The organism is Vibrio sp. MOR3, assembly GCF_001557775.1.
GTDB classification, from domain to species: domain Bacteria; phylum Pseudomonadota; class Gammaproteobacteria; order Enterobacterales; family Vibrionaceae; genus Vibrio; species Vibrio jasicida.
On sequence record NZ_LNRD01000011.1, the window covers coordinates 150404 to 164356 of the forward strand.

Genomic DNA, 13953 nt, shown 5'->3' on the forward strand with positions numbered 1-13953 from the left:
TTTGAATGTGTTGTTAAGGTTAACTTCTTAACCCAATCCCCTTAGTCACTAGATAGTGAGCCACCGCGTAGAGCGCAACCACAAAGACGATCAATACGCTAAACGACGTAACGATACCCACATCAGACACACCAAGGAAACCATAACGGAAAGCGTTCACCATGTAGACGATTGGATTCAGCTTAGACACCCCTTGCCAAAATTCAGGCAATAGACTGATGGAGTAAAACACACCGCCAAGATAAGTCAGCGGAGTCAGAACGAACGTAGGGATAATCGAGATATCATCAAACGTTTTCGCATAAACCGCATTAATTAAACCACCAAGTGAAAATACCACTGACGTCATAAAGACGGTCGCAATGATGATGCCCCAGTGATCGACTTGCAAATCAACAAAGAAGAGCGAAACAAACGTGACAATCGTTCCGACTAATAGGCCACGTACGACGCCGCCCATCACAAAGCCGAGAATGATGATGTAGTTCGGCACTGGCGCCACTAACAATTCCTCGATGTTTCTTTGGAATTTGGAACTAAAGAAAGAGGAAGCCACATTCGAGTATGAGTTAGTGATCACCGACATCATGATCAAACCCGGAACAATGTATTCCATATAACTAAATCCGTTCATGTCACCGATGCGAGAGCCAATCAAGTTACCGAAAATAATGAAATACAACGTCATCGTAATCGCAGGTGGTACCAAAGTTTGCACCCAAATACGCGTAAAACGGTTCACTTCTTTTGTAACTAGGCTACAAAAAGCCGTCCAATACAATTGGTACATTATTGGTTACCTCCACGTACGATACTGACAAACAGCTCTTCCAAACGGTTCGCTTTGTTGCGCATAGACAGCACTTTTACGCCTAGATCAGATAATTGGTTAAACACCGAGTTCAACCCTTGGCTCTTATCTAATTCGATTTCCAATGAACCATTGACCATCGATTGGCTACTTACCCCTTGAAGTGCTGGCACTTCACCGTCGAACTCAATATCTAGGATAAAAGTTTCTACCGTCAATTTACCCAACAGCGCCTTCATGGTCGTATTTTCAATCAGTTCACCTTTGTTAATGATACCGATATTACGACACAGCATTTCTGCTTCTTCCAAGTAATGCGTGGTCAAGATGATGGTAATGCCCTGCTCTTGGTTGATCTCCTTTAAGAAGTCCCACATTGAACGACGCAGTTCAATATCCACCCCTGCAGTTGGTTCATCAAGGATCAGCAATTGAGGCTCGTGCATTAGAGCTCGCGCAATCATCAAACGACGCTTCATACCACCAGACAAGTTACGCGCACGTTCCTTACGTTTCTCCCATAAGTCGAGTTTGGTCAGGTACTTTTCTGCACGCTCTTTAGCTAGCGCTTTTGAAACCCCATAATAACCCGCTTGCTGCATGACAATCTGTTCAACAGTTTCAAATTGGTTGAAGTTGAATTCTTGAGGAACCAAACCTAGGTTTTGCTTCGCCAATTCAAGATGCGTATCAATGTCATACCCAAACACCTTGGTGGTGCCAGATGTCTTGTTGACTAAAGAAGAGATAATGCCAATGGTGGTTGATTTACCAGCCCCATTCGGCCCAAGAAGTGCGTAAAAGTCACCTTTCTTTACTTGTAAGCTGATGCCCTTCAACGCTTCAAATCCGCCCGCATAGGTCTTGCGAAGCTGTTCAATTTCTAATGCGTACATTGCGTAATACTTGCCATCTGTTGATGAATCGTGAATGCCAATACCAAATGGGGAAACTGCTGTCGGCGTCATAACCGACAATCGGTATTGCACTAAAGTTGAATTAGTTTATCGTTGAATAACGATGAATACAAATAAACCTTTCTATAAAATTAGAAATACCTATCTTTTATGATTCTTAATCACTCAATCTAAAAACAATAAAAAAGCGCTCCCAGAACCCCAGCAGCGCTTAGTTAAAAGAGACTGTTGATTAAAGCGTCAGCATTTGATGCTCATCAGTTTCAACATGCCTGATAGCCGCATTAAGCGCTTCATAGCGGAACTTGTATGTATTCGCATCCGGCACTAAATCAATCACATGAAATTTCTCTAGTTGCTCACGAGTACGTTGGTTAGGACACAACAAGTACACTTCACAGTTCGCGTCTAAAGCATCTTTAATGGCGTTTTCCAAAGCCAAGCCGACCGTCACATCAATCATAGGAACATCTGTTAAGTCGAGGATCATGACTTCATAATCAGAAATGCTCGAGTGTTGACGAGAGATCGCTTTAGAAACACTAAAGATCATCGGACCGGATAGATAGAAGAACAACACTTTACCATTAGCTCTGTCCAACAAGCCTCTTTCGCTATCGGTCAGTGGTACATCGTCTTCATCAGCATCACTGATGGCTTTAACTTGGCGTGCTTGCTCACGACTCAAGCGTTCAATGATGATGATATTAGAAATAAATACCCCTAGCCCTACAGCCACAATCAAATCGACAAATACTGTCAGCAGCATGACGCCATACATGACCGCCATCCCCGGAAAGCTCACCTTATGGGCGCGTTGGATAAAACTCCAATCCAGAATATTAAAGCCAACATAAACCGCAATACCGGCCAATACAGCCATCGGAATGGGATCAGTCAACCCGCTAGCGACAAGCACGACTAAAGCGAGAATCAAAGCACGAATCACACCGGATAACGGTGAGCGAGCGCCAACTTGGATGTTGGTCACCGTTCCCATCGTCGCCCCCGCACCTGGCAGAGCGCCAAACAGCCCAGAAATCATGTTCGCCAAACCTTGGCCACGCAGTTCCTTGTCTGAATCATGCTCTTTACGCGTGAGTGAGTCACCAATAACCGCTGTCAATAAGGTATCAATACAACCTAACGTACCCAATACCAATGCATCGATGACCATTTCGGTAAACATCGCAGGATCGATATGTGGCACCACCAAAGAAGGTAAACCTGCTGGGATTTCACCAATTCGACGAATATCATCGGCATCAAAGACAAGGACAGAAAGTAACGTTACCGCCACAAGAGCCACCAGCTGCGCTGGCACGTATCTGCGATATTGCTTAGGGAAGAAGAACAAGATACCTAACGTCAACAAACCTAAAAACAGTTCGCTGAACTTAAGATTAGAAATCGTATCTGGCAGAGCCGATAGTGTCCCTATCACACCGCCAGATGGCGCAGCATGGCCAAGTAAAGGCGACAACTGCAAGATAATGAGAATGACACCAATACCCGACATAAAGCCGGAGATAACACTGTATGGCATTAACGTTACGTATTTACCAAGCTTTAATGTACCGAGCACAATTTGGAACGCGCCCGCCATCATCACCACGGTAAAGGTCATGGCCATGCCCGTTTCTGGGTATTTGGCCATCATACTGGTTAATACCGCTGTCATGATCACCGTCATGGGACCAGTTGGCTCAGAAATAAGTGTATTGGAACCACCAAACAGTGAAGCAAATAACCCCACCATGATCGCGCCCCATAAACCAGCTTCTGCACCAGCTCCTGAAGCCACACCAAATGCTAATGCGAGAGGAAGTGAAATGATGGCCGTTGTGACACCACCGAACAGATCCCCTTTGAGGTTGATATCCTTAAAGCGACTACCGAACACGAATTTGCTCCCTGCATTAAAAAGACAAAATGCCATCAATCTAACAAATATTTCGCTAAAGAAATAAACGAAAAAAAGTCACGACCAAATTGGGCTTATTTGCTTACTGAATGATGGCTGCATATTTTATGATTTTCACAGCGAGAACTAGTCAGATGAGTCATCTTGAATGAATATTTAACGGGATCGAAATTGTAACATTGTGTATAGTTACAGCGCTGATCGCTTAGTAAGCACTAGGGAGTGGTTGGTTTTTTTAATTTTAGGGAAGTAGATGTCAGATGCCGGAAATTAAACAATTATTCGAAAATAACTCGAAATGGTCAGAAGAAATAAAATCTGATCGTCCAGAATATTTCGCAAAACTAGCGGAAGGTCAGAAGCCAGACTTTCTTTGGATTGGTTGTTCAGACAGTCGCGTTCCAGCAGAGCGACTAACGGGACTTTTCTCAGGCGAGTTATTTGTTCACCGAAACGTTGCTAACCAGGTCATCCACACCGACCTAAACTGCCTCTCTGTCGTGCAATACGCCGTCGACGTACTCAAAGTAAAGCACATCATCGTTTGTGGTCATTATGGTTGTGGTGGTGTGAATGCCGCAATTGATAACCCTCAACTCGGCCTTATCAACAACTGGTTACTTCACATCCGTGATCTTTACTTTAAGCACCGCGCTTACCTTGACCAAATGCCTCTTGACGATCGCGCCGATAAACTAGGTGAAATCAACGTAGCCGAGCAAGTATATAACTTGGGTAACTCAACCATCATGCAAAACGCATGGGAACGCGGTCAGGATGTTGAAATTCATGGAGTGGTTTACGGCATTGAAGATGGTCGTCTTGAGTACTTAGGGATTCGTTCAAATTCAAAAGAGACCGTGGAAGCGTCTTACCAAAAAGCGCTCTCGACCATTCTTAACGATGACAACAAATTGTTATGTCGCGATTAATCATCACAAATAAATCGTCAACAAGATAAATAAAAAACGCCCATTTAAGATGGGCGTTTTTTTAATTCTAAAACTGGCGACAGAAATTATTCCTGCGGAACCACTTTACCAATAAATGGTAGGTGACGATATTTCTGAGCGTAATCAATACCAACACCAACAACAAACTCATCTGGAATAGAGAAACCAGCCCAATCAACCGGAACTTCTACTTCACGGCGAGATGGCTTATCAAGCAGCGTACAGATAGCGATAGATTTTGGTTCACGTAGAGACAGGATTTCACTGATTTTGTTTAACGTGTTACCTGTATCAATGATGTCTTCTACGATCAGTACATCTTTGCCTTTAATGTCGTCATCAAGGTCTTTCAAGATACGTACATCACGTGAGCTTTCCATCGTGTTACCGTAGCTAGAAGCGGTCATAAAATCGACTTGGTGAGTCAGTTCGATAGCACGTGCTAAGTCAGCCATAAATACAAATGAACCACGTAGCAAACCAACCAATACCAGATCTTCACTGCCTTGGTAATGTTCTGTAATTTGCTTACCTAATTCACGAATTCGATCCTGAACTTCTTGCTCAGAAATCATCACTTCTATTGTATGTTTCATACTGTGCTCAATTTTCTTTGTGGGTTGAGGTTGGTCGTACGCAAACGATCACCTTATCTTGCGGCGTGTAGTGTAACACCCCACTCAGTAGGTGGAAAGTCGCATCCCATTCCATTGAATTCTTGGATGAAAGTCTTAGTTTTCGGATTTATCTAGTTGAATGAATCATCAATAATGACATTACTGTCTATAAATTGGGCATCAGATGTTGACCTTGCACATATGCACCATTACACTCATCAATGCTTTAAGCAACTATTAAAATAATCAATTAGGGGGTTACCCCCAAATAATATCAACTCAATGGCAAGGAAAAGAATATGGACTCAATAGCTAAGAGACCTCGCACTAGGCTTTCCCCTTTAAAACGTAAACAGCAACTAATGGAAATCGCTCTTGAAGTGTTTGCTCGTCGCGGTATTGGCCGTGGTGGTCACGCAGACATTGCTGAGATTGCACAAGTTTCTGTTGCAACAGTATTTAATTACTTCCCAACTCGTGAAGATTTGGTTGATGAAGTACTGAACCACGTTGTACGTCAGTTCTCAAACTTCCTTTCGGATAACATCGACTTAGACCTTCACGCACGTGAAAACATCGCCAACATCACAAACGCAATGATCGAACTTGTTAGCCAAGATTGCCACTGGCTAAAAGTATGGTTCGAATGGAGCGCATCAACACGTGATGAAGTATGGCCATTGTTCGTGACAACTAACCGCACTAACCAACTGTTGGTGCAAAACATGTTCATTAAAGCAATTGAACGTGGGGAAGTTTGTGACCAACATGAACCGGAACACTTGGCGAATCTGTTCCACGGTATTTGTTACTCTATTTTCGTTCAAGCAAACCGCTCTAAGAGCGAAGCAGAGCTAACGAACCTAGTAAGCGCATATTTAGATATGCTATGCATCTACAACCGTGAACATCACTAAAAAATAATTAGGCTTAAAAAAGCAAAGGCTGATACTTAGGTATTGGCCTTTTTTCGTTTTCGGGAAACGGGAAACGGGAAACGGGAAATATTTTGTCTTTCTGGGAACAAACTCTGCCAACTCGGTTTAGATACAATTGCCTTCGATTAACCTTCTAACGAACACCTCTCGATTTTTAGAGCGAAGCGTTCGCGACTCTCGAAGCGCAGCGTTACATAGAACAGCCCGTTCTCGCCTCTCAAGCTCCGCGCACAAAAAAACCGCTGACAAATCAGCGGTTTTTATCATTCAACGTTCAAGAAAAATTACTTTTTCTTTTTAACTGCTTTTTTGTTTGGAAGGTCAGTAATTGAACCTTCAAATACTTCAGCAGCTAGGCCCACAGACTCGTGTAGAGTTGGGTGAGCGTGGATAGTAAGTGCGATATCTTCCGCATCACAACCCATCTCGATCGCTAGGCCGATTTCACCAAGTAGTTCACCACCGTTAGTACCAACGATAGCACCACCGATTACGCGGTGAGTTTCTTTATCGAAGATTAGCTTAGTCATACCGTCTGCACAGTCAGACGCGATTGCACGGCCTGATGCTGCCCATGGGAATGTTGCCACTTCGTAGTTGATGCCTTCTGCTTTCGCTTCTTTCTCTGTCTTACCAACCCATGCCACTTCTGGCTCAGTGTAAGCGATTGAAGGAATAACTTTAGGATCGAAGTAGTGCTTCTTACCAGAGATAACTTCTGCGGCTACGTGGCCTTCATGCACACCTTTGTGAGCAAGCATTGGTTGACCAACAACGTCACCGATCGCGTGGATGTGAGGAACGTTAGTACGCATTTGCTTATCAACGTTGATAAAGCCACGCTCGTCCACTTCAATACCCGCTTTTTCAGCATCGATAAGTGCACCGTTTGGTACACGACCGATAGCAACAAGAACCGCATCGTAACGCTCAGCTTCTGCTGGCGCTTTTTTGCCTTCCATTGAAACGTAGATACCGTCTTCTTTCGCTTCAACTGCGGTTACTTTCGTCTCAAGCATTAGCTTGAACTTGTCTTTAATACGCTTAGTGAAGACTTTAACGATGTCTTTATCCGCCGCTGGGATAACTTGGTCAAACATCTCTACTACGTCTACTTTAGAACCTAGAGAGTGGTAAACCGTACCCATTTCTAGACCGATGATACCACCGCCCATGATAAGCAGTTTTTCTGGTACTTCTTTCAGCTCTAGCGCATCCGTTGAATCCCAAATACGTGGGTCTTCATGAGGGATGAATGGTAGTTTGATTGGACGAGAACCCGCAGCGATGATTGCGTTGTCGAAGTTAACTGTTGTTGCTTCACCTTCGCCTTCAACTAGGATGCTGTTAGGACCAGTGAACTTACCGAAACCGTTAACAACCGTTACGTTACGCATCTTAGCCATACCGCTAAGACCACCTGTCAGTTGGTTTACAACTTTCTCTTTCCAGATACGGATTTTGCTGATGTCTGTTTGTGGTTCGCCAAACACAACACCGTGCTCAGCCATCGCTTTCGCTTCTTCGATAACTTTTGAAACGTGAAGAAGTGCTTTAGATGGAATACAACCAACGTTTAGACATACACCGCCAAGAGTGCTGTAACGTTCAACTAGTACTGTTTCTAGACCTAAATCCGCACAACGGAATGCAGCTGAGTAACCAGCAGGACCAGAACCAAGTACAACAACTTGGGCTTTAATTTCTTTGCTCATTGTGACCTCTTGTAGTCATTATCCCTAACAGGCTGAGTAGATGTTCTTAAATTATTAGGCTTTCAAACGGTCAATATTTTACAGAGATGTTAACAGTGTGAAAGCAGCTTTAAGTTAGCCTGTGAGCTAGACAACAATTCATCTTTCAGTTTCTGAACGATGGAAGAAATTGTCGTCTAAAAATAGTCTTTTATATAAAGAATTAAGGTGACCCGAAAGTCACCTTAACTATTACTTTCTCAATTACAGTACTAGACGACGAATGTCTGATAGTGCACCGTTTAAGAAAGTAATGAAGCGTGCACCTTCCGCACCATCGATCACACGGTGGTCGTACGATAGAGACAGTGGAAGCTGTAGACGTGGTTCGAACTCTTTACCGTTCCACACTGGCTTCATTTCAGATTTAGATACACCTAGGATACCAACTTCTGGCGCGTTTACGATTGGCGTAAACGCTGTACCGCCGATACCGCCAAGGCTAGAGATTGTGAAACAACCGCCTTGCATATCAGCTGCAGTTAGCTTACCAGCACGTGCTTTCTTCGATACTACCATCAATTCTTCAGATAGCTCGTAGATGCCTTTCTTGTTCACGTCTTTAAATACAGGAACAACAAGGCCGTTTGGCGTATCGACTGCGATACCTACGTTCACGTACTTCTTAAGAATGATGCTTTCGCCATCTTCAGAAAGTGAAGAGTTAAACGCTGGGAATGCTTCTAGTGCTTTCGCTACCGCTTTCATGATGAACACAAGAGGAGTGATCTTCATACCAGTGTCTTTCTTAGCTTCGATTGCGTTCTGTTCTTTACGGAATGCTTCTAGCTCAGTGATGTCTGCGTTATCCCACTGTGTAACGTGAGGGATCATTACCCAGTTACGGTGTAGGTTTGCACCAGAGATCTTCTTGATCTTAGAAAGCTTCTGAACTTCAGTTTCGCCGAACTTGCTGAAGTCAACTTTTGGCCAAGGAAGTAGACCAAGTGCAGCGCCGTCGCCTTTACCAGATGCTGCTGCACCTGCACCAGACTCAAGACGCTTAAGAGCATCTTTAACGTAAGCTTGAACGTCTTCTTTCAGGATACGGCTCTTACGACCAGTACCTTTAACCTTAGACAGGTTAACACCGAATTCACGAGCTAGACGACGAACAACTGGAGATGCGTGTGCGTAGTCACCGTTCTCTTGGAAATCGTTCGCTGCAGGTGCCGCCGCTGGAGCTTCAGCTTTTGGTGCAGGTGCAGAAGCTGCTGCTGGAGCAGGTGCTGCCGCTTGAGCTGGAGCTGGAGCCGCCGCAGGAGCAGGTGCTGCGCCTTCAACCGGGGTGCCGGCCACAACGAAAGTCATGATTAGAGAGCCAGTCGTTACTGAATCGCCTTCAGCAATCTTGATCTCTTTAACTGTACCTGCGAATGGTGCTGGTACTTCCATAGAAGCTTTGTCGCCTTCTACAGTAATTAGAGATTGCTCTTCTTCTACTGTATCGCCAACTTTAACCATGATCTCAGTAACTTCTACTTCGTCACCGCCGATATCTGGAACGTTAACTTCTTTGTCCGCTGCTACCGCAGGAACCGCCGCAGGTGCTGCTGGCGCTTCAACCGCTGCAGGAGCTGGAGCCGCTGCGCCTGAGCCAGCTATCGGAGTGCCGGCCACCTCAAATACCATCACAAGAGAGCCAGTTGTTACTGAATCGCCTTCAGCAATTTTGATCTCTTTAACCGTACCTGCAAATGGTGCTGGTACTTCCATAGAAGCTTTGTCGCCTTCTACAGTTAGAAGTGATTGCTCTTCTTCTACTGCATCGCCAACTTTAACCATGATCTCGGTAACTTCTACTTCGTCGCCACCGATATCAGGAACGTGAACTTCTTTTAGTTCTGCTGCCGCTGCTGCTGGAGCTGGAGCTGCTGCTGGAGCCGCTTCTGCCGCAGGAGCAGGTGCAGCGTCAGCTGCACCCTCGGCTTCGAAAATCATGATAAGAGAACCAGTTGTTACTGAATCGCCTTCTGCAACTTTGATTTCTTTTACAATACCTGCTTGAGACGCTGGAACTTCCATAGAAGCTTTGTCGCCTTCAACAGTGATCAGAGACTGTTCTTCTTCAACCTTGTCGCCAACGCTTACAAGAATCTCAGTAACTTCAACCTCATCCGCACCGATGTCAGGTACATTAATTTCGATTGCCATTGCTTATTTACCTTCTAGTTAAGCGCTGTATTAAGCGTAAAGTGGGTTTGTTTTTTCAGTGTCGATGTTGAACTTAGCAATTGCTTCAGCAACAACAGACTTCTCAACATCACCACGTTTCGCTAGTTCAGTTAGTGCAGCAACTACTACGTAGCCCGCGTTAACTTCGAAGTGACGACGTAGGTTCTCACGGCTGTCTGAACGACCGAAGCCGTCAGTACCAAGAACTTTGTATGACTCAGTTGGCATGAACGCACGCACTTGCTCAGCGTAGTTCTTCATGTAATCCGTCGCAGCGATTGCTGGTTCGTTACCAAGAACAGTAGTGATGTAAGGTACTTTCGCTTCAGCTTCTGGGTGAAGCATGTTGTAACGCTCTGCATTTTGACCATCACGAGTTAGCTCGTTGAATGAAGTTACAGAGAACACGTCAGATGCTACGCCGTACTCTTCACTTAGGATAGTCGCTGCTTTACGTACTTCGTTCATGATAGTACCAGAGCTCATTAGCTGAACTTTACCCTTAGCACCTTCGTGAGACTCAAGCTTGTAAATACCTTTACGGATGCCTTCTTCAGCGCCTTCTGGCATTGCTGGCATTGCGTAGTTTTCATTCATTACTGTTAGGTAGTAGTAAATGTTTTCTTGCTCAGGACCGTACATACGACGGATACCATCTTGCATGATTACTGCTAGCTCGTAAGCGAATGTTGGGTCGTAAGAGATACAGTTCGGGATAGTGTTCGCTTGAATGTGCGAGTGACCATCTTCGTGCTGTAGACCTTCACCGTTCAGTGTTGTACGACCAGCTGTAGCACCTAGTAGGAAGCCACGAGCTTGTTGGTCACCTGCTAGCCATGCCATGTCACCAATACGTTGGAAACCGAACATTGAGTAGTAGATGTAGAACGGGATCATTGGCAGATCGTTTGTGCTGTAAGAAGTAGCAGCAGCAACCCAAGATGCCATTGAACCTAGTTCGTTGATACCTTCTTGAAGAACTTGACCTGACGTTGCTTCTTTGTAGTAAGAAACGATGCCTTTATCTTCAGGTGTGTATTCTTGACCGTCTGGGTTGTAGATACCCACTTGACGGAATAGACCTTCCATACCGAACGTACGCGCTTCATCACAGATGATAGGAACGATGTTCTTACCGATGTTCTTGTCTTTAAGCAGGATGTTCAACGTACGTACGTAAGCCATAGTCGTTGAGATTTCACGCTTCTGAGCACCAAGTAGAGGAGCAAACTCTTCTAGCTCTGGTACTTTGAACTCTTGTGTGAACTTAGGTAGACGCTGTGGCGTGTAACCTTTCAGTGCTTTACGACGAGCATGTAGGTATTCGTACTCAGCAGAACCTTCTTCCAGTTTTAGGTAAGGCAGTTCAGCTACTTTCTCATCAGAAAGGATGTCTTGTAGACCTAGACGATCACGTAGGTATTGTACGTGAGTCATGTCCATCTTCTTAACACCGTGAGCGATGTTCTTACCTTCAGCCGCTTCACCCATGCCGTAACCTTTAACAGTCTTAGCTAGGATTACCGTTGGCTTACCACCTGTCTCTTTTGCATTGTTGAATGCAGCAAACAGTTTAGAAGAATCGTGACCACCACGCTTCAGTTCGAAGATTTGGTCATCAGTCATGTCTGCAACTAGTGCAGCAGTCTCAGGGTACTTACCAAAGAAGTGCTCACGTACGTATGCGCCATCTTTAGATTTGAATGTTTGGTAGTCGCCATCGATCGTTTCGTTCATAAGCTGTAGTAGCTTACCAGTCGTATCTTTAGCTAGTAGTGCATCCCAGTTGTTACCCCAGATAACTTTAACTACGTTCCAACCTGCACCTTTGAATAGACCTTCAAGTTCTTGAATAATCTTACCGTTACCCATTACAGGGCCATCTAGACGCTGAAGGTTACAGTTGATTAGGAAACATAGGTTGTCTAGCTTCTCACGCGCAGCGAAAGAAATTGCACCACGTGATTCTGGCTCATCCATCTCACCGTCGCCTAGGAAAGCGTATACACGTTGAGCAGAAGTATCTTTAAGGCCACGGCCGTTTAGGTACTTAAGGAAACGTGCTTGGTAAATAGCAGAGATAGGACCAAGACCCATAGATACTGTTGGGAACTGCCAGAACTCAGGCATCAACTTAGGGTGTGGGTATGAAGGTACACCTTTACCGTCTACTTCTTGACGGAAGTTGTCTAGCTGCTCTTCAGTTAGACGGCCTTCAACGAACGCACGAGAGTAGATACCCGGTGAGATGTGGCCTTGGTAGTAAACTAGATCGCCACCGTCTGTCTCGTTTGGAGCACGGAAGAAGTGGTTGAAACAAACTTCGTAGAACGCTGCTGCTGACTGGTAAGAAGCCATGTGACCACCAAGGTCTAGGTCTTTCTTAGAAGCACGCAATACGATCATGATTGCGTTCCAGCGAATAATCGAACGAATACGACGCTCAAGAGTTACATCACCAGGGTAAGCTGGTTCTTGTGCTGCTGGAATAGTGTTGATGTAGTTTGTGTTGATGCCAGTTGGCATATCAACGCCGTCTAGACGTGCTTTTTCTAGAACGGTTTCTAGTAGAAACTGTGCACGTTCTACACCTTCTTCACGAACAACTGATTCAAGGGCTTGTAGCCAATCTTGAGTTTCCAGTGCATCTACGTCATGCTTCATGTCAGACATGGCGATCTATCCTTCTGTTGGTTGGATCTACTTATTTAAGTAAGCGGTTCTTGTATTAAGAATCGTTACCTTGCTGAATTCGACGCAGAGAACGCTCTCGTCGAGACTCTTCTCGAGTCAAATCCAACAATGTTTCTTCGATATAAGCTAAATGTGAGTGAGACATTTCACGCGCCTTTTCAGGCTGACCAGAAACAATCGCATCCACGATATTAGCTCTGTGTTTACTTACTTTATCGACCACTTCATCGCGGCGATGTAAGAGCTTTAGATTCTGTAGAACATTCTGCTCAAGCAAAGGCGCAAGGCTACGAACAATATGAAGGAGAACGACGTTGTGCGCTGCTTCGGTTAATGCAATCAAAAATTGCATTACTGCTGCCGCTTCTGCTTCAACGTTGCCGCCTTTTTGCTCTTCGCTGATTTGATTCAAGCATGCCTGAATACGAGCAAAATCTTCATCGGTACCACGTAATGCTGCAAAGTACGCTGAAATGCCTTCCATCGCATGGCGCGATTCAAGCAAGTCCAATTGCGTCTCTGAGTGGGTAGATAACAAATTCAGCAAAGGGTCTGAGAAACTCTTCCAGATGTTTTCACTTACGAATGTGCCACCGCCTTGACGACGAGTAAGCAGACGTTTCGCTTCCAAACGCTGAATGGCTTCACGGACAGATGGACGAGACACATCGAACTGCTTTGCGAGTTCGCGCTCTGGTGGCAATTGCTGCCCCGGAGAGAGTGTTCCTTCCACAATCAACCTTTCTAACTCTTGTTCAATAACATCAGAGAGTTTTGGCTGACGAATCCTTTGATAAGCCATAATTTATTGTTCTTCTACTCTTGCAGGTAATTGGTAATACCAATTTTAAGTTGGTGCAGAAATTAACATAATTAAAACGTGACTGTCCAGCCAAAAGTTGACCTAAATCATAGAACGGACTTACAACCAACACTTTGATAACAATCGACCATTAAAACAGCAATAAAATTGGTATGACCAATTACATAAACAAAACAGATGGGAAGTCTTCGTGCTAGTAAATTTGATCAACAAAAACAAAAAATGACAAAAAAACCGGGTCATTTTTTCGTCACGAACCGTTTTAACGCCCCAAAATGTCGTTAACTTTTAACAAGCCTTCATATTTCTTGTATCAAAAAAAGGCATACCTGAGTGTATGCCTTATT

Annotated in this window: 10 protein-coding genes; 2 read left to right on the forward strand and 8 right to left on the reverse strand. The window is 44.6% G+C overall.

The genetic code is table 11. From position 1 onward, the window contains the following. Nucleotides 1–19 precede the first annotated feature (19 nt). From ATB76_RS19505 to ATB76_RS19515, 3 genes are all read right to left on the reverse strand, one after another. Nucleotides 20–790, reverse strand: coding sequence for an ABC transporter permease (locus ATB76_RS19505; RefSeq protein ID WP_038870509.1), 771 nt, complete (start codon nucleotides 788–790; stop codon nucleotides 20–22). Then, entirely contained in the window at nucleotides 790–1707 is a 918-nt protein-coding gene (locus tag ATB76_RS19510; protein ID WP_038879226.1) for an ABC transporter ATP-binding protein, read from the reverse strand. The genes ATB76_RS19505 and ATB76_RS19510 overlap by 1 nt, the downstream gene beginning before the upstream one ends. 253 nt (nucleotides 1708–1960) lie before the next feature. Continuing rightward, nucleotides 1961–3631, reverse strand: coding sequence for a SulP family inorganic anion transporter (locus tag ATB76_RS19515; RefSeq protein ID WP_061035975.1), 1671 nt, complete (start codon nucleotides 3629–3631; stop codon nucleotides 1961–1963). Between the two features lie 281 nt (nucleotides 3632–3912). On the opposite strand from ATB76_RS19515, the gene can reads away from it, so the two are divergent. Next, nucleotides 3913–4584, forward strand: a complete 672-nt coding sequence (gene can, locus ATB76_RS19520; protein WP_038870504.1) for a carbonate dehydratase — start codon at nucleotides 3913–3915, stop codon at nucleotides 4582–4584. An 86-nt stretch (nucleotides 4585–4670) separates the two neighbouring features. On the opposite strand, the gene hpt is transcribed toward can, so the two are convergent. Then, nucleotides 4671–5201, reverse strand: a complete 531-nt coding sequence (gene hpt, locus ATB76_RS19525; RefSeq protein WP_038870502.1) for a hypoxanthine phosphoribosyltransferase — start codon at nucleotides 5199–5201, stop codon at nucleotides 4671–4673. Nucleotides 5202–5521: 320 nt separating this feature from the next. Between hpt and opaR the strand changes: the two genes are divergently transcribed. Beyond that, a complete protein-coding gene (gene opaR, locus ATB76_RS19530) occupies nucleotides 5522–6139 on the forward strand; it encodes a transcriptional regulator OpaR (RefSeq protein ID WP_038870500.1) in 618 nt (205 codons plus the stop codon). A gap of 305 nt (nucleotides 6140–6444) precedes the next feature. On the opposite strand, the gene lpdA is transcribed toward opaR, so the two are convergent. The 4 genes from lpdA to pdhR form a co-directional block, all read right to left on the reverse strand. After that, the gene (gene lpdA, locus ATB76_RS19535) at nucleotides 6445–7875 is read right to left on the reverse strand and encodes a dihydrolipoyl dehydrogenase (RefSeq protein ID WP_038870499.1); all 1431 of its coding nucleotides are present in this window, start codon (nucleotides 7873–7875) and stop codon (nucleotides 6445–6447) included. A 243-nt stretch (nucleotides 7876–8118) separates the two neighbouring features. Then, a complete protein-coding gene (gene aceF / locus ATB76_RS19540; RefSeq protein ID WP_061035976.1) occupies nucleotides 8119–10068 on the reverse strand; it encodes a pyruvate dehydrogenase complex dihydrolipoyllysine-residue acetyltransferase in 1950 nt (649 codons plus the stop codon). A gap of 30 nt (nucleotides 10069–10098) precedes the next feature. After that, nucleotides 10099–12762: a pyruvate dehydrogenase (acetyl-transferring), homodimeric type gene (aceE, locus tag ATB76_RS19545; protein ID WP_038870495.1), complete on the reverse strand. Its 2664-nt coding sequence runs from the start codon at nucleotides 12760–12762 to the stop codon at nucleotides 10099–10101. A 55-nt stretch (nucleotides 12763–12817) separates the two neighbouring features. Further along, entirely contained in the window at nucleotides 12818–13585 is a 768-nt protein-coding gene (pdhR, locus tag ATB76_RS19550; protein WP_038870493.1) for a pyruvate dehydrogenase complex transcriptional repressor PdhR, read from the reverse strand. Between the last annotated feature and the right edge of the window lie 368 nt (nucleotides 13586–13953).